The 22760-nt window shown below is 33.5% G+C and carries 7 protein-coding genes; all 7 read right to left on the bottom strand.

Annotated elements, in window-relative coordinates; genetic code table 11:
• Positions 1-4: 4 nt before the first annotated feature.
• A complete protein-coding gene (locus H3T54_RS02515) occupies positions 5-913 on the bottom strand; it encodes an iron-siderophore ABC transporter substrate-binding protein (RefSeq protein WP_198200588.1) in 909 nt (302 codons plus the stop codon).
• Complete coding sequence (locus tag H3T54_RS02520) at positions 910-1674, bottom strand: ABC transporter ATP-binding protein (RefSeq protein WP_086363302.1); 765 nt, start codon at positions 1672-1674, stop codon at positions 910-912. Before H3T54_RS02520 ends, H3T54_RS02515 begins: the two co-directional genes overlap by 4 nt.
• A 59-nt stretch (positions 1675-1733) precedes the next feature.
• On the bottom strand, positions 1734-2948 hold the full coding sequence (locus H3T54_RS02525) for an MFS transporter (RefSeq protein WP_086359347.1): 1215 nt from the start codon (positions 2946-2948) through the stop codon (positions 1734-1736).
• Positions 2949-3547: 599 nt separating this feature from the next.
• Complete coding sequence (locus H3T54_RS02530; protein ID WP_086359349.1) at positions 3548-5149, bottom strand: bifunctional aspartate transaminase/aspartate 4-decarboxylase; 1602 nt, start codon at positions 5147-5149, stop codon at positions 3548-3550.
• 29 nt (positions 5150-5178) lie between these two features.
• Positions 5179-6879: an aspartate-alanine antiporter gene (gene aspT, locus H3T54_RS02535; protein WP_110447329.1), complete on the bottom strand. Its 1701-nt coding sequence runs from the start codon at positions 6877-6879 to the stop codon at positions 5179-5181.
• A gap of 185 nt (positions 6880-7064) precedes the next feature.
• Positions 7065-7730: a 4'-phosphopantetheinyl transferase superfamily protein gene (locus H3T54_RS02540; RefSeq protein WP_198220755.1), complete on the bottom strand. Its 666-nt coding sequence runs from the start codon at positions 7728-7730 to the stop codon at positions 7065-7067.
• Positions 7731-7793: 63 nt separating this feature from the next.
• Positions 7794-22676, bottom strand: a complete 14883-nt coding sequence (locus H3T54_RS02545; RefSeq protein WP_198220757.1) for a non-ribosomal peptide synthetase — start codon at positions 22674-22676, stop codon at positions 7794-7796.
• Positions 22677-22760 lie beyond the last annotated feature (84 nt).

The following is a 22760-nucleotide window of genomic DNA, read 5'->3' on the forward strand; positions in this document are numbered from 1 at the left end:
ACAATCACCATGTATTCACTGTTTGCTTAGTTAAAGCGTTAGTTAATGAATAACTAAACCGTTGCATTGAAGGTAACGCTCCAAATCCCCACACGGAGGGTAAAATATAATAATTTCCCTGCTGACTAAATGGCAACTTTTGCCATAATGAATTCTTTTCTAATTGCTGATTAACATTAGCTGGATAAGGTTTAACAATAATAAGACTCGTATTTTTAGGTAATGTCGTTAAGTCAATTAAACTAATTTGACTAAATCCCCATGCATTTGTCGAATGTTGCCATGCATTATCTAAATTCAATTTGGTTAATACCACACCGTATAAACTATTGGCGCCATAGATACGTAATTGATGAGAATCAATAAATTGCACAACTGCATAGGACTGTTTTGGTATTTTCTTTAATCGTTGGATATTATCGGTAAACTGTTTTTCGGTCTGGCTTATCAATATCTGAGCTTGTGTGGTTTTGTTGACTAGTTGCGCTAATTTTTCTGTTGTTTGCACGATGTGCGACCAACTTGTACCTTCATTTGTGTAAAAATCAATTGCAGCTAAATTTATGGGAATAATATTTTTAGGGATCAGATTTTGTGTCCAAGTTGAATTTATCAATAGAGTCGGTTTTAAATTAGCAATCACTTCTAAATTAGGTTGTGATCGTAACCCTAAATCAACAATATTATCATTTAAGACAGGTTCACTTACCCACGTGGCATACTCTTTTGTATCACCTACTCCCACTAACGGTGCTTGTAAAGCTAATAATGTTTCTGCAATAGTCCAATCCGTAGTGATAATTCTAGTTGGGTTATCAAATTGTGCATAATCCTGATTACTATCAGGTAAATGCGTTATCCATAAAATAGAGCTTACAATCACAAGGCTAATTAGGGTTATTTTGAACTTCATGCTAAAGCAACCTTATGACTTCGAGTAGGATGATCAATGATCTCAAAATGAACACCATAAATTTTCTGTAAAATCGATGGTGTAATCATCTGTTTTGTCGGTAAATCAAAAATTAAGTGACCTTGTTTAAAAGCTAATAGCTGGTCACAAAACTCACTGGCCAAATTAATATCATGAAGAACAATAATAGTGGTTATTCGATGCTTTTGGGCCAGCTGTCGAAGTAATTTCATTACTTCAATTTGATAATTAATATCTAACGCTGAAAGAGGTTCATCAAGTAAAAGATATTGACTTTGCTGAGCTAAACACATGGATAACCAAACTCGTTGACGTTCTCCTCCTGACAGTGAGCTTAAGTAGCGTTCTTTAAGATGTGCAGTATTTGTTTGTATTAATGCTTGATCAACAATTTTATAATCTTTTTCCGTATAGCGATCAAGTACACCATGCCATGCAAATCGCCCTAATTTAACCAGTTCTTTAACCGGCAGATTAATGTCAGTAGGCAAATATTGTGGTAAATAACTCAGTATTCTCGCGAGCTGTTTATGTGAATAGTGAGTCAGTTCTTTTTCATCTAATGTGATAACACCAGATGTTGCGGCAATTTGCTTTGCTAATAATTTAATAAATGTCGATTTGCCAGAACCGTTATGACCAACAATACCATAGACAAGCCCTGGTTGAAATTGAGTCGTTACATGATTAACAACAAGGGTATCTTGAATTTGGTATTCAATATCTTGAGCAATAAGCATACTAATTTAATTATCCATCCAATTACGCTTTAAAGTTATCCTATCTACCTATTCTGATACTATTTTCCCATTGTTCGACTTGCATAAAATGCATTTAAAAATGCCAATACTATTGAGCCGATTACAACTGGAAAATAACCAAATTTTTGTGCAAGATAATAACTTAGTGATATTACGATAAATCCACATATAAAACTTGGCGCTGATTGAGCATTACAAGCAGTAGAACGTGCCTGTGAACTATCTGAGTTGTCCATTATGATGGCAGTAATCGCAATAGACATTAAAGGTAAACTAAAGAAGTAAAGAAAACAGGCTAAATAGACATTAAAAATATTAACATAACCTAACGAGATCGGGATGAATGCAAGTAAACCAAAAGCATGAAAAAGTAATGAATATGTTAAACTTTGTTTCCTAGATAATCGCTTGAGGATTTTTGCAACTAATATAACAGCCACTAAGCTAACAATGGATCCAAATACTTTTAATAAAATAGCAATATCTGATAATGCCCAACCATCATCGACAAGTATTGGTGATAATAGATTATAAGCCGGTAAGAAACTAAACGGCATAAGTATCAAAATAATTAACCAATTAATTCTACCTTTCCAGATGATAATCAGATCTTTCCAATATTTAGGATCCATATTTTCATATATTGGTTTATTTTGACAGTAACGGTACTCTTCAAAAAAGAAAAGTTGAATTAATGTAAATCCAATTAAAATAGCAATTAATAATAAACAACCCATCCAACCAATATAGGCATAAAGTAGTAAAATTACTCCGCCACCTAAAATATTACCTATCATAGAACCACTGGTTTTGATACTTGAAATTAGATAACGTTGCTGAACTAAAAAAATATTACAGGCTAATCCTGATATGGCTAATTCTTGAGTTGCAGTCATGGTCGAAAAAATAAAAATGATGGGTAAAATGATATAAAACTGTTTTATAGGATCTAACAAAGCTATAAAGATTAAGCATACTAACATTAGCGTTAAAGAGATAAATAACCAATTGCGATAATGAGATATTCGTCTTTTTAAATATTTATCAATAACAGGTGCCCATAAAATTTTTAAACCAATTGGTAACATCATTAAAGGAATAAGACTTAATTGGTCTAACTCCATGCCATCTTTTCTTAGGATTAAAGCTAAGGCGATAGTCAAAAAGCCAATACCAACATATTCTGTAATATAAAGACTTACAAATAATAACCATACATTTTTAGGTAATTTAATTGTTGCTTTGTCATTCATTTACTAATTTTCCTTTTGCAGTACCTATTTTGTGGTCATAATATTTTCATTAATACCATTCTTTAGTAGTAAAAAATAAAACAAATTTAGACCTTTCGTACATATAATATTTAACTGATTTATCAATAGGTTATTTGTGCAGAAATACCTACTTGTCATGGTTGCTGATAAGTACTATATCGAGAAGATGAGGACATAAGGCTTACTATGTCAATTCACTACGTTGGACCCCTTCACCAGTAACAGTAATTGTCTCCAATTTATCTTTTTCATTATCTTCCTTGATATCTTTAATTTTATTTTCAGCTAGAACAATAGAGCTATAACAGCTTATAAGGCACAAGCTAAATAAACTAAATTTTGCAGTTATTTTTTTCATCCGAATCGCACAGTTGATAATGATTTTCATTTGCGATCATATAGATTGGAAAATAAGCTGTCAAATTACTGTTTAAAAAAAATCAATATTATTAAATTAACTTGATTTTATTCAGAAGGAATAACTAAAATTTATAATCAAGTTAAATGATATATAAATAAAAAACCCTAGTTAAACTAGGGTTTGATATGTAGACAGATGAATTAATCTAAATGATTAACTATTTTTTCTTAGCTTTACTTTGATACTCAGCATAATACTCTTGAGCAAGTTTTCGCATTGATAAACCAATCGCTGCATATTGATATTCATTTAAGTTGGCTAATGAAGCTCGAGCCGAAGGATGTTGTACAGCAAATCCTTTACCTGGCAATAAAACAACGCCAGCTTCATCGGCAATTCTAAATAACATTTCAGATGGATTTTTATTTTTTAAGATCCATTTAGCAAATTTGTCATCATAAAGCTCACGACAAATATGTTCTAGATCAATTAAGGTATAGTAATCAACACTATTTTCATCAGTATGATGCGCAAGTCCTAAATGTTGATATAACGAAGCCGCTCGACGACGGATCAATGATTTTAATGCTGCTTTATAACTTTGATCGGTATCCATCATTTCACACAATGCAAATAACACCATTTGTACTTGTTGTGGAGTTGAAAGCCCAGCGGTATGATTTAGTGCAACTGCACGACTATCGGCCACTAAACGATCAATAAATTTTAAATTTTCAGGATCAGTTACAATAGAACTATAGCGTTTATCTAAAATTTGTCTCGTTTTGCTAGGCAATGCCTTAATTTTTTTATCGAATATATTATCACGTGCTGTAGCAATAACACCTAAACGCCAACCAGTTGCACCAAAGTATTTAGAAAATGAATAAACTAAAATCGTATTTTTTGGACAAATAGCAAACAAAGATTGGAAATTATCGGCAAATGTGCCATAAACATCATCAGTTAAAATAATTAAATCAGGACGTTTTTTCACAATATCAGCAATGATCTGCAAGCTTTTATCATCAATTTTTACTGATGGGGGATTAGATGGATTAACTAAGTAAAAAGCTTTAATAGTAGGATCTTCTAATTTACGTAATTCAGCTTCTGGATATTGCCAATTCGCATCAGGATCAGAATTAACTAATACCTCTACTAATTGATAATCATTAAGCTCTGGAATTTCTAAATATGGTGTAAAAATAGGTGCGCCAATCGCAATTTTGTCGCCTTTTTCGATTAAGTTATTTTCTTTCATAGAATTGAAAATATAAGCCATTGCTGCAGTACCACCTTCAACGGCAAACAGATCAAGATCATCACGACCAAGATATTGTGCTCCCATTTGTGTAAGCACATATGCTTTAACTACCTCTTCGCTAAAGCGTAACATTCTATCTGGTACAGGATAATTACAACCTAAAATACCTTCCACCATCTCTTGTAAAAATGCATTTTCATCTAGGCCGAGCTGATCGCGAATATAAGAAAATGCTTTACCTAAAAATGACACGCCAGGTGTTTGATAATTTTGACGAACAAAATGTTCAAAACGACCAGTTAAACCAGCCTTAATTGGCATACCACCAACACCTTCATTCATATATGAAAATGACATTTCGGATTCTTGTAGCGCAAAAACACCAAGTTGAAAAAATGCTTGTCGTGGCCATGTTGCCAAAAAATTAGGATTACCACGCCCTGCATTTAACATCACACGGTCAGTATGGCTTTGTGCTAGTTTAATTAAGTTATCTTTCAATTCAAAAGGACTTAAATTCGCATATTTTGCATATTCATTATTACTTTTCATAACCATGTATCCTTAATTTGAGATGTCAATTAAACAAAAGCAACAACTAATGGTCCCAATAATGTTAGGAAAACATTAGCTAAAGCATAGGTAATAGCAAAAGAATTGGTAGGCGTTGAGTTACCAGCTTTATTAAGTACTTCACCAAAAGCAGGATTCGCACTACGAGAGCCAGCTAAAGCGCCAGCAAATACCGCTGAATTTTTATAACCTAGTACATACTTGCCAAAATAAATGCCAAGTAACATCGGCAATAAAGTCACTACAACACCAATTAAGAATAATGAAAGACCTTGATCTTTAATCGTATTAATGGCTTGTAAACCTGAACTTAGACCAACCACTGCAACAAAGCCAGCTAGGCCAAAATCTTTAAGTAGTTGCACCGCTCCGGTTGGAATATTTCCAACAGTTTGATGTAAGGAGCGATACCAACCAAACAATAATCCTGATAATAATGCACCACCACCTGCACCTAAAGTGATTGGAATATCACTGACTCTAATCACAATAAGACCAATTATAAGTCCAACAACAAGACCTAAACCATGGAATATCCAATCAGTTTTTTCACTTTTGGTAATCGGCGCACCAATTCTATCTACTACACGTCTTAAGTCACCATCAGTACCATAAATAGTAATGACATCACCTAACTTAAATACCATATCATTATTTAATGGCAATGGTTGTCCATCACGATGAACAGCAATTAAATAAATACCATGCTTTAACTTCATCACTTCGTCAGATGAAAGCACTTGCGTTAAATTTTGACCGACATATCGAGTATTACGCATTTCAACATCTTGAGTATTCATCACCACATCCATACCTTGTGCTGAATTCACTTCTTCACCCAATAAATCAGCTGCAGCAATCATGGCATCCCGATGACCAACAACTAAAATAATATCTTTGGCTTTTAATAAGGTTTCAGGTGCAGCTTCAATAATACGATTGCCACGTTTGATTCGTTCAATACTAATACCATTAATCACCTTTTCTAAACTTTCAACGGTTTGATTAACCTTATTAGTAATTCGGTATAAGCGACCAGTTACATCAGACAAAGCAAAATTCTGGCCATTACCTAATAAAAGCGAACCATGTAATTGTTCTGCTTCGGCCTGAATTGCATCATCATTAATTTCACGCCCCATAATTTTCGGCAAAATATTTACACAGACAATAATAGCGCCAAGTGAACCGAAGATATAAGTCACAGCATAACCAATGGTCACATTACCTTGTAATCGGCTTAACTCTTCTGGACTTAAACCTAGCTGAGTCAACGCGTCAGATGCTGTACCCATAATAGCTGATTGTGTTAATCCTCCTGCAGCTAAACCAGCAGCAAGGCCTTTATCTAAATTGAATAATTTGGCTAAAACTACTACCGTTACAAAACCAGCAACAGCAATAAATAACGCTAAAAAGATTTCACGCAGAGTTTTAACTCCTAATGAACGGAAAAATTGTGGTCCACTTTCGAACCCGACAGCATAAATAAATAGGGCGAAAAGCACAGCTTTAACGCCAGCATCGACAGTAACACCAAATACACTTAATGCCACTGCCACCAATAATGAACCAGCAACGCCACCTAATTGAAATTTACCGATTCGAATTCCACCAATCAAATACCCTAAACTTAAAGAAAGAAATAAAAGTATTTCGGGTGAATGCTTAAGTCCATCTAAAATCCAATTTGAAAGCCATTGAAACATAATAATTGTCCTCAAGTGCTAAGATTTATGAAATAGAAAAAGATAGAAAAGAAAAGATTGGAACTTGAATAATATTCATACTAATTTATGAATATGGATATATTTTAAACTTCAATATCAAGAATAGATAGTTAATTTTAACGATTAATATTATTGTCAGTAATGAAGTAAGGCGTGATAATTGATTACTGCCAAAATTGATCAAGTTGCAAAGGAATAACTTGTATATTGCCAACTATTGGATATAAAGAAGCCAAAGACAACCGATATTCATTGGCAAAGCTTTGACTATAAACGAACCAGCGTGTGTGGTTAATTTCAACGATCTCATCATTACAAAAAGGGAATGGTAACTCAAACGAAGATGGTGAAAGATAAAACCCCTGCCCTTGAGCTTTCATAATTGCTTCTTTTAATGTCCATAATTGAAAGAAATCAAAATGTGGATTATTAAGTGCAATTTGATACTCATTTTCAGTCATAACATTCTGATAATCAATAATGTTAATTGGCGTAATATATTCAATATCAATGCCAACTTCGCCATTAGTACTATATACACAAGCAACCCAATTATGAGCATGTGAAATATTGAAATGTCCTTGCATTGAATGAATAAATGGTTTTCGATAAGGACCGTAATCAATGACGGGTAAACAGGATTGTTCAAATTTTTCATGACGCTGCAAAGAATAAAGCAACAGCAGTTTGCCAACTAAATTGCGACATTTATCTCGATCAAATCTAAATTTCTCGATATCTAACTGTGCAGAGTGGCTAAGTATTTTTTTTTGATCTTTTAAAACAGACCACGACAGATTATTGATATTCGCTAAATAAATAAAGTTCATTATCTTTACCTAAAAAGCATCCCCTTAAAATAAGATTTTTTAAGGGGATAATTAACATTAAGGTTATAAAATCTGAGCTAAGATCTCTTGTTCATGAGATAAAATTGTGTAGTGACCACAATCTAACTTAACCAATTTTAATTGAGAATTATCTTCTAAATAAGTATCAATATTATTTAATACATATTTTTCAGCTATATCTCCACCTTGTTCAATCTGTGTAGCTTTAAACAACACTACTTGAGTCTGTTTCAATTGAGCAGATAATGGCTGTACAACGAGCTTGTTATCAATTTTTGCAAAATTCTCAATTTCACCGCGTACATGTGCAGGTATATTTAATCGATCCATAGCACGAGTAATGTTAACTGGATGCTTATATTGATCTAAATCCCGCTCTTTTAATAGCCAAGAATCCAATAGATAAACTTCAATATTTTCGATTCCTTGCTGTTCAAGTAGTACTGCGATTTGTAACGCAATGTTGCCACCTAAAGACCAACCAAATAATTTTATTGGCAGATCTTTTGTTGCAACTTTACTGATATGATCCAGATAATATTGCGCTAATACATTGAGATCCTCGATAGGTTTGTCATGATATAAATTGTAAGAATCTACACCAAAACAGCTGTATTTTGAGGATAACTTATTCGCTAATGATTGATAAACATCACAACCGCTTAATCCTGGGTGGATCATGAAAATTTGTGGTTTTTCATGATTTGTTCTTAATTCCACAATAGGATTAAACTGCTGTTGAGTCGTTGAGATTTTTTTCGCTAACTCCCGAATTGTATTAACGCTTAAAATATCAACTAAACGCATTTTAACTTTAAATGCATCATTAATTCGGTTATTAAGCATCATAGCTAAGATACTATTACCACCTAATCGGAAGAAACTATCTTGCATACTAATTTCTTCAGCAGGAATTTTAAGGATATTAGCAACGACTTCACATAATGTTCTTTCAGCATCATTTTCTGGCGCGACATACTCAACCTTATCGGTAAGCTCTGGTTTTGGTAGCGCTCGACGATTTAACTTACCATTTGAGGTAATTGGTAATTCAGTTAAATATATAAATGCTGATGGAATCATATATCCTGGTAAAGTTTCACTTAAATGAGCTTGTAATAATTGGCTATCAATCTCCTCATTAGCAAGATAATAAGCAACCAAATACTTGCTGCCCGAAGCCTGTTCATAAGCGATAACGATACTATGTTTGATTCCATTAAATTGGGTTAATCGAGCTTCAATTTCACCAAGTTCTATTCTGAATCCACGAATTTTAACTTGGAAGTCATTACGACCTAAATACTCAATATTACCATCAGCTAAAGAACGAACAAGATCGCCAGTTTTATAAATTCGACCATTGTAATCTTGCGCTTTTTCTGCTTCTGTTTGGAACGGATTAACAATAAAACGTTCATTCGATAATGGAATGTTATTTAGATAACCTCTAGCAACATTATCACCACCGACATACAACTCACCTATTCCGCCAATAGGTACTGGTTGTAATAATTCATTAAGAACATAAGCTGAAGTATTAGCAACAGGTTTACCAATTAATACTTGTGAAATATTCGGATTATTACAATCATAATAAAGTACATCAATGGTTGCTTCTGTTGGTCCATAAAGATTGTGTATCTCACAGTTTGGCATCAACACTTGACATTTTTTCACTTCATAAAGGTTAAGTGCTTCACCACTACAGAACAGATATTTTAATCCCTGAACTTTTGGAACCAAATTAGGTTGTGCTTCTAATGTTTCCACAAATGCAACTAACATAGATGGCACAAAATGTAATACGGTGATTTGTTCAGCTTCAATCAACTCTGCAAGATAGACATTATCTTTATAAAGTTCTGAATGAGCAAAGACAATACAAGCACCATACCAATTCGCCCAAAATAGCTCCCACACCGAGACATCAAAGGTATAATTCGTTTTTTGTAAAATATGATCCTTTTCAGTAATCGGATATTCGTTATTCATCCAAATAATACGGTTAACCGCGCCTTGATGCTCTAACATTACACCTTTTGGCATACCGGTCGTACCACTGGTATAAATCACATAAGCTAAGTTTTTAGGCTGAGCTAATGGTGTTGGGTTAGTTGTTGGATATTTACTTAAGCAATCAATAGTTTGTGAGGATTGCAAGTTCAATGCAACTTGATCCTTAGAAACTAACGAATTGATTTTTTCATAACTTAAGTTAGTAGTTAATACAACCTTAGCTTTTGTATCTTCGATCATATAACTGAGACGATCTTCTGGCATATTAGGATCCATTGGTACATAAGCTCCTCCTGCCTTCAAGATAGCTAAGATACTTACTAACATGTATTTACAACGTTCAAGACAGATTGCCACCAAATCATCAGGCTGAATATCAAAGTTTTCACGCAAATAATGTGCTAGCTGATTAGCTTGTTCATTAAGTTCTTGATAGGTCAAGCGATCATTTTCATAAACTAAAGCTAGATTATTTGGTGTTTTTAATACTTGTCTTTCAAACAATTGATGCATTGTCACATCTGTTGGATAATCGCAACGCGTCTTATTCCAATCAAAGATCACTTTTTGATAAGTTGAGTTATCAATTAAACGTAAATCTGACAGAACTTGTTGCTGTTGATACATCTTTGTAAATTGCTGCAAGATTGATTCATAAATAGTGATATAGTGTTCAATAGTCTGCGGCTTATAGAGTTTAGTCGCATAGTTGAATAAGCCAGTTATCGCTGGTTTAGAATCATCAAGCATCACGGTCATATCAAACTTAGCAGCTTGATAACTTGCATTGTCATTATTATAACGCTGCAATAAATTACCCTCTTTCCCATCTTCACCAAATGACTGTACGCCAAACATTACTTGGAAAATAGGATGTCGCGAAGTATCTTTTTCAATAGATAACGCATCCACTAAGCGCTCAAATGGTAGATCTTGATATTGTTGAGCTTGTGTAATTAATTCACTAGTCTGCAAAATGAACGTTTTTATACTGTCGCTTGGTTCAATACATTTTCTTAATGCTAATGTATTAACAAAGAAGCCAATGGTATTTTCTGTACCCTGATAATTTCTTCCTGCAATTGGTGAACCAATGACAATATCTTTTTGATTACTGAATGAACTAAGTAGTAAATAGAAACCACTGAGTAGTACAGAATAAACACTAACATTGAGTTCTTTTGCCAATGAACGTATTTGTTGGCTGACATCATAATCAAGCTCAAACATAACATTTTGACCTGTATAATCAATTTGTTGTGGACGAACATAGTCAGTCGGCAAATTAAGCGGTTCAAAATCAGCTAGTTGATCTTGCCAGAACTGCAATTGCTGATTCAAAATATCACCTTGCAAATACTGCCGCTGCCATAAAGCAAAGTCTTTATATTGCACGTCGACAGGTGGTAAGTTAAGTGTTACCGTTTGATTACTATCACCTAAAGATAAAACCTCATAGTATTGATATAACTGTCTGAACTCATTAATGAACAGATCAATTGACCAACCATCAAATGCAATATGGTGGATCACAATACTCATATAATACTCTTGAGCTAATTGATAGCGACAAATCGAAATCGGTAACTCATGAGATAACATTATTACTTTGTATATATGATTATGAATCGCTTTATCTAATTCAGCTTGGCTATCACAATAATGATTTTCGATTACCAACGGTTGCTGTTGCAAACTTATCACTTGTTGGTAGGCAACACCATCTGCTGTATTTTTAATTAATGAACGCAATACTTCATGACGCTGAACAATTTCGTGTAAAGCTTGCTCAACAAACGAGATATTAGTCTCTGGCAGAAGTTTAAATACTAGTGGTATATTGTATGCGTTGCTACCTCCTTCATAACAATCGATGAACCATAAGCGTTCCTGCGCAAAGGATAATCTCTGTTCTTGTTCATTAGCCACCTTTTGTATGGTAATTGATTGACGTTTTTGATGATTACTGTCAATAAATTTCGCAATTTCCTTAATGGTACGATATGTAAAAATATCACCTACACGCACATCACGTTCAAAAGTTTTGGCTATTCTACTTGACAGCTTAATAGCTAAAATACTGTTACCACCTAATCTGAAGAAGTCATCGACCACACTAATTGAGTCGATATCCATATCTAATAATTCAGCAATATCAGCAACTAACTGTTGTTCAGTCACTGTACTAGGAGCAACATAACTTTCTTGCATAACAAAGTTAGGTTTTGGCAATGCTTTACGATCAATTTTACCATTCACATTAACAGGCATAATCGTTAGGTGTACAAAGGCCGCAGGAACCATATATTCAGGTAATGTTTTTTCTAAATAGCTGGTTAATTCAGTCTGATCTATAGCTGTATCAGATACATAATAAGCAGCAAGATATTTATTACCTTGGTTATTAGTCAGTGCCACAACAAGTACCTGCTTAATTTGAGGATGACTGATTAATCGCGTTTCAATCTCACCTAATTCAATTCTGAAACCACGAATTTTAACCTGAAAATCATTACGACCAATATATTCAATATGACCGTTTGGCAAATAACGAACCAGATCGCCAGTTTTATAGATTCGAGCATTATAATTTTGCGCTTCTTCCTCACTGGTTTGGAATGGATTTGCGATAAATGTCTGATTTGTTAATTCAGGGTTATTTAGATAACCACGACCAACACCAGCACCACCGATATATAATTCACCAATGACACCAGGAGGCACAGGACGCAAATATTCATCAAGAACATATAAAGTCACGTTTTTAATGGCTGTTCCCAAATCTGTATTTAAGTCATCTTTATTATAACGATGAGCCATAGCCCAAACAGTCGTTTCACTTGGTCCATAAACATTAATTAACTTGATACCCTGCTGGCAGTAAAGATTAACTAATTTAGCATTAACTGCTTCACCACCCACGGTCAAAACAGGAACAGAAAGCAGTTCATCTTGATCGAGTAAAGCTGGTGGAATAAAGGCAAAATCAATATGTTGATCTTGGGTATATTTTGATAATGCTATAAAGTCTAAACGTTTATCTTCTGACAGAATGTGCAACTGATGACCATTAAGTAAGGCGTTATATATTTCGAAAGCATGCGCATCAAAAATATAATTTGAATACCACAGAACATTTTTTTGTTCTTGTTCATGATGACATGGTTGTAGATCTAAAATGTCTTGCTGAACTGTTGCTAAATTAGCTATTCCATGGTGTTCGATCATTACCCCTTTTGGTAGTCCAGTGGTACCACTCGTATAAATCACATAGGCCAAATGATGGGCTTGTGTTGATGTAACCAGATTGTGCTTATCAAACTGTGAAAATTTGTTATTCATTGATGGATCATCAACAGCAATAACTTCTGGTTGCAGTTCCGTTTTTAATTGAATTAATTCTTTAGCATAATGAGCGTGAGTTAACACTCCTTTCGCTTTAGTATCATTAAGAATTAACTCTACTCGTTCTGCTGGCGTACTTGGACTAATCGGCACATAAGCAGCGCCTGCTTTCAGCACAGCTAAAATACTTACTATCATATATTGCGATTTATCTAAATATAACGCAATTAAATCATCAGGTTGAATTGATAATTGAGATCGTAAATAATTTGCCAGTTGATTCGCTTGTTCATTCAAACTTTGATAGGTTAATGTTATCCCTTCATAAACAACTGCAATAGAGTCAGGTGTTTTCTGAACTTGCTCTTCAAACAATCGGCTCGCCAGTTTATGATTTTCAAATGGAAAGATATTTTTTTGTTGGTTAACGATTAATTGGTCATACTCTTGCTCAGTTAATAAGTTAAGCTTAGATGCCTCTATAGCTGGATTTTTAGCTAAATGTGTTAAGGTTAATTCTATTCCTTTCAATACACGTTTTATAGCTGTGTCATTAAAGAGTTCTCCAGCATATTTGATTTTAATCGATAACTTACCTGCACTCTCGAAGACCACAATTCCGAGAGGATAATCAAGTTTTTCATGACCACCTTGAAACACAATTTTTAATTCATCTTGTTCGCTTTCTGATAATGGATAATTTTCAAATACGAATAATGAGTTAAATAAACGTGTACCAGATTTTTGTAATTCAATCAGATTGATATTACTGTTATTATTCACATTATTAATATGTGATTGTAACATTTTGATAGTTTCAATGACGCTACCATCAGTATGCTCTAAAATTACAGGTAATGTATTAATATAAAGTCCGATAGAGTTTTCTATACCGTCAATCGGTAAATTACGACCTGATAACGTCATACCAACAACGGTAGTGTTGCTATTACCAAAAATGCTTAATTGTTGATGCCAGCAATATTGAACCAAAGCATTTAATGTAAACTCATTGTTTTTACATAAAGATTTTAATTCTTCACATTGTTGGGAACCAATCTCTATCGAAATTTCTTGTGGATCTTCAACATATTTATGGTCAGATAAATTAATATGCCCTAAATCCGCTTTAAGTAAGCTCTCTAGATTTTCAGGTTCAAGTTCGACATTAAGGTATTGTTTCCAGAATGATGCCGTCTCATTGGTTTTACTTTGTAAGTAAGATTGTGCAGCTAAATAGCTACTATCTTCTTGGATAATAACCTCTTTTTGATGTAATAAAGATAGATAATTTTGATGTACATCATTAAGTAAGATAGGTAAACTCCAACCGTCTAAAATAGCATGATGATTATTAAATAAACATCGATAATACTCATCAGAACATTTAACTAAAGTCACTCTAAATAGTTGGCCTTTCATTAAATCATAACCGATTTGTTCATCTTGTTTAATCAATTGATTGATACTGACTTGTTGTTGCTCTTGAGTTTGATTGCTAAGATCAACAAATTGCCAAGCAAAATCAGATTGTTTATCAATAATCTGTACCAGCTCTTCCACCCATGAGAAACGTAATCGTAATGATGGAAATTTTTGCTGTGTAAGATGCCATGCTTGTTTAAGCAAATTGATATCTAGTGAATTGTGATAATCCCAAATCATCTGAATTCGATAAGCATTATCCGAATCTCCCTGCGAAACAGCATGATAGATAAACCCTTGCTGTAAACTATTTGCAGGATAAATTGCCTCTATTTCTTTATCGCTTTGTAATGAATTAAGCAGTGTTGGAGAGATCACGTTATTAATATCAGATTGTGTCAAATAGCTTCGTTCAATCAGTACTAGTTGATCAATGAGCTCATTAAGCTGCTGAGTAAATGCCGTAACTAAAGCTTCACCATGTACATTATTGACGTATCCTGTAATAGCAAATTGTAATTGATCATCCAAAATACCGCCATTAACGGATAAAAAGTCAGTCATGCGATTATTTGGAGACATTTCTAAACCACTATCTTCATCGCTAAATCGCCATTTATTAGCTTTTTCAGTACTATCAAATTGGCCTAAATAGTTAAAACTAATCGCTGGTAAAGCTTGTTTAATATACCCCACCAAATAACCGTAACCTACACCATGGTTAGGTATTTGTCTTAAGGTATCTTTAATCATGGCAACATTATTAATAACATTCTGGTTATTTACCATTAGTTTAACTGGATACATACTGGTAAACCAACCAACCGTGTTATTAATATCAATTTCACTGTAGAGATCTTCTCGTCCATGACCTTCTAATAAAATATAGTGATCATTACCACTGAATACCAATTTTAACGCTTGCGCGAGCGCTGTTAATAAAATATCGTTAATTTCTGTGCCATATACCTTATTAACTTGGCTAAGTAAACGAGATGTTTGCGTCTTAGATAGCTGCATTTTAGCTTGATATAGCGTATCAACACGATGTTGATCAAGGTGATTATGATACTGATTAATATCAGCCAATATAGTTTGCCAATAAGCAGATTCTTGCTCATTGGCAATTAGCGTTGAATACTGCTGTTGTTTATTGACCCATTGACGATAACTACTACCTTTTTCACCAAGAATATCTTTAACATTGATATTGGCATCAACGGATGATTGTTGGCTTAAATATTGATAAATAGCTTCTAGGTCATCTTTAATGATACGCCAACTTACTACATCAATATTTAAATGATGTGCAGCGACATGAATACGAGCAGAATTATCATCAAAACCAGTTAAATAACCAAAATGACATAACGCCCCTTGATTAAAGGTAAAATGGCTTTGCCAATCAGTCAATAATTGTTGAATCTTATCTTGTGACCAACCAGATATATTTTGAGTAGAAAATGGCAACAGATCAGGCAATGATTGATATGTTGCGGCTGAATCATGATAATTAACCCGTAACATATCATGATATTCAAGCAATTTTTGGACACTTAGTTTGAGTAAATCAACGTTTAGCATTGGAACTTTAAGCAAAAAGGCTTGATTCCAATGGTGATAGTCTTGGAATCGGCCAACTTCAACTTCTTTAAAGAACCACTGTTGAATAGGTGAAAGTTCAAGAGTTCCAGTTAAAATTCCTTGTTCGGTTTCCACATTGGCTTTTGATTCATGGCGATTATTAATCACATGGTTACTTAAAGCTTCTACCGTTCTTAAATTAAAAATATCTTTAATGGATAGATAATAATTAAGAGCCTGTTTAATTCGGTTGGTAAGCTGGATACTGCTAATACTGTCCGCACCGAGTTTAAAGAAGTCATCATGAATACTGATTTCATTGGCTTGTAAACCAAGTATATTGGCAAAGGTTTGACAAAAAATAGCTTCAGTTTCATTTGTTGGACCAACGTAGTTTTGCTCATCAAGAAGCTGTGGTGTTGGTAACGCTTTACGATCCAATTTACCATTCATATTCATTGGCATAGCATCAAGATAAACAAACGCAGCTGGGATCATATATTCAGGAAGAGACTTCTGTAAATAATCAATTAGTTGATCTTGAGTCAATGGTTGTTTAGCCACATAATAAGCTGCAATATATTTAGCTCCAGCACTATTTTTCAAAGCTAGTACAGCAGCTTGTTGAATATCAGGATGACTAATTAAACAAGCTTCAATTTCTGCAAGTTCAATTCTGAATCCACGAATTTTAACTTGGAAATCATTACGACCAATATAATCAACATTGCCGTCAGCTAAATAACGAACTAAATCACCTGTTTTATAGATTCGCGCATTATAATTTTGTGCCTTTTCAACAACAGTCTGGAATGGGTTTTGAATAAATACTTTATTTGTCAGTTCTGGTTTATGTAAATAACCACGACCAACACCTTCCCCTCCAATATAAAGTTCACCAATTGCCCCTTCAGGTACAGGACGAAGTTGTTCATCTAAAATATACAATGAAGTATTTGTCAACGCTTTACCGATAGGAACACTGTAAATAAATGGTTCTTGAGCTAAATTAGTTAAATAAGTAACAGCAAATACAGTGGTTTCGGTTGGACCATAACCATTAACCACTTTGACATGCGGATAAAGTTGATGGCATTTATTAATATGATGTGCCGATAAAGCTTCACCACCGACAAGTATGTAATTTAATAATTTTAAATTAGCAACTTCATTATCGATTAACGCATTGAAAAAGGTGGTTGTACAGAAGAAATTAGTAATTTTTTTATCGGCAATTAACTCATTAAACTGTTCTAAATCTAAAAATGTCTCTTTTTCAATAATAACTAACGGTACACCATTAAGTAAAGGTGTGTAAAAATCATAAACAGAACCGTCAAATTGATAACCTGAGATACTTAGTAAACGATCGTCAGAATTGATTTTGACATAATTAGCATTAACAATATAGTTATTAAGATTTCTATGCTCTATGAGTGTTCCTTTTGGATTTCCGGTTGTTCCACTCGTATAGATAACATAAGCTAAATCATGCGGTTTCACTTTAATCAAAAGATTATCTTTCGCATAATGTTGTAGATTGTCAACAAAATCAGCTTGATCAACAGCTACTATGGATAAATTAGAGGCTAAACCAGTTAATTTATTACAATGATTTTCGGTTGTAAGAACTGCTTTAACTTGCGCATCTTGCATTATGAATTCGTTACGTGTATCTGGCGCATTAGGATCCAATGGAACATAGGCGCCACCAGCCTTCAAAATAGCTAAGAAGCAGATCAAGATATATTGTGAACGATCGAGATAAAGACCAATCAAATCGTTAGGTTTTATATCAAAATGCTTTTTAAGGTAACGCGCTAGCTGATTGGATTGCTCATTAATTTGTTGATAAGTCAGTTCATTGTTTTGGAAAATGACTGCAATATTATCAGGTATTTGCTGAGCTTTTTCTTCAAACAATTCTGCAATAGACTTGTCCCTTGCATAAGGTTGAAACGGTTTATTTTTATCAAAGACCAATCTATCGAAAGTAGCCGCATCAACTAACCGCATTTCAGTTAACGGTTGTTCTAACTGACACATTTGAGCAAACTGTTCTAAAATAGTTTGATAAATAGTGATGTAGTGCTCAATTGTTTCTTGGCGATAGAGTTTGCAAGCATAATTAAATAGACCAGTAATAGCTGATTTAGAGTCATCAAGCATTACCGTCATATCAAACTTAGCAGATTGATAATTAACAATTTCACTTTGATATAAACTTAATAGCTCTTCAATTTTACCATTATGTATCGCTGACCCAAATGATTGTACACCAAACATTACTTGGAATATTGGATGCCGTGAAGAATCTTTTTCAATAGCTAATGCATCAACTAATCGTTCAAATGGCAAATCTTGATATTGTTGAGCTTGGGTGACTAACTCACTGGTTTGTAAAATGAATGATTTTAAACTGTCTTTCGGATCAATACATTTACGTAGTGCGATAGTATTAACAAAAAAGCCTATAGTATTTTCAATACCTGAATAATTTCTACCCGCAATTGGAGAACCAACAACTACATCTTTCTGATTGCTAAAAGTACCTAATAATAGATAGAAACCACTCAACAATACCGAATAGACACTCACATTAAGTTCATTAGCTAATGAACGGATTTGTTGACTTATTTGTTCATTAAGTTCAAAAGGAATATCATGACCAGTGTAATCAATCTCACGTGGACGCGGGTAATCAGTAGGCAGATTAAGTTGTTCAAAATCTTCTAACTGTCTTTTCCAGAAATTTAATTGATTATTTAAAAAATCACCTTTTAAAAGATCACGTTGCCATAAAGCGAAATCTTTATATTGAACTTCGACTGCCGGTAAGCGTAATGTTTCAGCGTATTGGTTATCTCCTTGAGATAAAGCCGTAACATAATGATAAAGATTAACTAACTCGTCTAAAAAGACATCTGTTGACCAACCATCAAATGCAATATGATGAATGACAATGCTTAAATAACTTTCACCAGCAAATTGATAACAGCAAACATAAATCGGTAATTCTTCGGATAAATTAAATATTCTATGCAGATCCTCATAAATTGTCGCTTCAAGTTCTGCTTTGTTTGAACAGTTTTGTTTATTAATCTTCCATGGGAATTTTTGTAAATCAATAACTTGCTGATAGCCAATACCTTGTGCATTCGTTTTAATTAAAGAACGTAAAACTTCGTGTCGTTCGATAATTGCGTATATTGCTTTTTCAAGTAGATTAATATCTGTCGTGCTTGTTAGTTTAAATGCCAATGGAACATTGTAAGCATTACTACCACCTTCATAAGAATCGATAAACCATAGACGTTCTTGCGCAAAAGATAATAATTGTTGCTCAATATGTTCAACAGGTATGACATTAATTATCTGTCTTTTTTCTTGGTTCTTATCAATGAATTGAGCTATTTTTTGTGTGGTACGTAAAGTAAAAATATCAGCCACTCGAATAGAACGATCAAATTCTCGAGTCAACTTACTTGATAATTTGATAGCTAAAATACTATTACCACCTAAACGGAAGAAATCATCTGTGACACTGATAGCACTCTCTTCAAATCCTAATAAACTGGCGATTGCCTCTACAATTGAATGCTCAGTGGTTGAGCTAGGTGCAACATAGCTAGTTTGGGTCATTAAGGTTGGTTTTGGTAATGCTCTTTGATCAGTTTTACCATTTATCGTCATAGGCATAGCGAGTAAATGAACAAATGCTGAAGGAACCATATATTCAGGTAACACATTGTTTAAATACGCTACTAATTCTTCTGTATCAAGTTCATTATCAGCGACATAATATGCTGCTAAATATTTATAACCACCTTGATTATTTAGTGCTAATACCGTGGCTTGTTTGATCTGTGGATGCATCATTAAATGCGTTTCGATCTCACCAAGCTCTATACGGAAACCACGGATTTTTACTTGGAAGTCATTACGACCGATATATTCAATATTACCATCAGGTAACAAACGGACTAAATCACCTGTTTTATAAATACGATCATTATAGTTTTGTTTTCGTTCATCTTCAGTTTGAAATGGATTTTTAATGAACACTTTATTAGTCATCTCAACATTGTTCAGATAACCACGACCGACTCCTGCACCGCCAATATAAAGCTCACCAATACAGCCAACAGGTAATGGGCGACGTTGTGGATTTAAAACATATAACGAGGTATTTGGTAAGGCTACACCAATAGGAACATTGTTAACGAATGTTGTTTGACATTGATTAGTTAGATAAGTTGTAGCAAGACAAGTCGTTTCTGTTGGGCCATAAGCATTCAAGAGGTTAACATTTGGGTATAACTTAAGGCATTTATTTACGTGAACCGCTGATAAAGCTTCTCCTGCTGCTAGAATATAGCGTAATTTTGCTATATTAGGCAACTGAGCATCAACTAACGTATTGAAAAATGTTGATATAGCTAGGATATTGGTAATATCATATTGCTCAATTAACTGATTAAACTTATCTAAATCTAAGAGATTTTCTTTAGCGGTAATAACGACGCCAGCACCATTGAGTAAAGCCATGAATATTTCATAAATTGATGCGTCAAAATGATATCCTGCAATACATAATATGCGATCTGACTCATCAACTTCGACGTAATTAGCATCAAGGACTAAACGATTAACACAGTGTTGCTCAATTAATGTTCCCTTCGGATTTCCCGTTGTTCCGCTAGTATAAATAACATAAGCTAAATCATTGGGTTTAGTTTCGATAACAGTATTATCTGTTGAATAATTTTGTAAGGTTGCAATAAAAGATGGATCATCAACCGGAACACTTGTAACAGTTGGCATTAACTCATTCAATTTATCAACATAATGAGATTGTGTAATAACTGCACGAATATTGGCATCCTCTAAAATATATTTATTACGTTCAGGAGGTGCAGTTGGATCGATCGGAACATAGGCGGCTCCAGATTTAAGTACTGCTATAATAGCAACAATAATTTGTTCAGTACGATCTAAATAAAGGCCCACTAAATCATTTGGTTTGATAGAAAAGTGATCTTGAAGGTAGTGAGCAAATTGATTGGCTTTGTTGTTTAATTCAGAGTAGGACATCTCAATTTGTTCAAATAACACAGCGGTATTGTTTGGTGTTTTTTGACATTGCTCTTCAAATAATTGAGCAATTATTTTATCTCTTTTATAAGGTTGTTGAGTTTGATTTATATCATGAATTAAAACTTTTAATTCATCTTCATCCAGTACCTCAATATCATTTACTAAAATATCGGCTTGATCATTACTTAAATAGTTAAGTAATTTTATAAACAATCTCTGATAGAACATCACAAGTTGTTCAACCAGTTGTTTATCAAATTGCTGTTCACTAAATTTAACGCGATAGTTAATTTGGTTGTTATGTTCTTCTTGCTCAAACACCAATTTATTAGATAAATCTATTTGAAATTCATGATTAACAGCTTCATCAATCATCCCATTCAGATTCATTTTATGATCTCGAACAAAGGTTTGCACAAACGCCACATCTAGAATATTAGCATTCTCAGCAAATTGCATAATATCGTAAACTGGTAAGTATCTAGCGCCAGTTTGTTTAACCTTTTTATAATGAAGCAAAATATTTTGTATAACAGATTCTAAAGTTGAATTTTCTTCAAAATGGTAAACAACTGGTAATGTATTAATATGAGCGCCGTAGATTAATTCTTTACCTTCATTAAAAGCAATTGGATAAACAAGAGGAATTGCGCTTTGAGACGTCATTTTGTTTAATAACAACGCCGCTACTAATTGACCGAATAAGTAAGGTGTTATCTTATATTTACGTCGTATTGCTTTAACTTGATTATAAATGTTTTCATCATAGCTAAAAGTAAATTCACTAATATGAGGTTTAAATTGATTTAATTGCTTTGGTTTTTCGGTTGCTAACTTTAAGAAAGTAAAGTCGATATTTTTTACATCTTGTAACTCTTCTTTCCAAAAATCTTCCATCTGCTGTTTTTGCGTTGTTAGAATTTCATGATAAGAATCATTAAGTTTTTCATGCAGTTGAGCTTGTGCTTCATATGACGGTAGCTCATAAGGTATATCGTTATAATATTGACTTAGTTTATCCCAAAACTCTTGTGTACTTACTCCATCAACTAAAATATGATGAAATACTAAAATAATTCGATATTGTTGATGGTCAACTCGAATAATATGAAGTCTTGCAGGAATATCCTTTTCTAAATCAAAGGGTTCTGAAACTATTTTACTGATATCTTCGTTAGTTAAGCAGTGATCATGATAAACTAATAATGTTTTTAATTTATCTTCTGTGATTGATTCTCTTTTTTGCCAGAAAATACCATCTCCCTGATTTACAATGAAACTCCTGAAAACAAAATGCTCATTAACCACATTCTTAAAACTTTCAAAAAGTTTTTTTCGATTGAGTTCTCCAGAGATTATATTATCACATACAATGTTGTAATCACTTCTTGATGGGTTTGCTAACCATTCATAATAAAAAATTGATTGATAGGGAGTAAGTCTTATTTTCTTCATCTTTCTTGCCTATAAAAATAGTATTTGTTTTATAAAATTACAATCATTTCGTACTACTCCTTTTTTGGGCTACTACACAAGTTT

The sequence above is a fragment of the Gilliamella sp. B14384G10 genome (assembly GCF_016101685.1).
Lineage (GTDB): Bacteria > Pseudomonadota > Gammaproteobacteria > Enterobacterales > Orbaceae > Gilliamella > Gilliamella apis_A.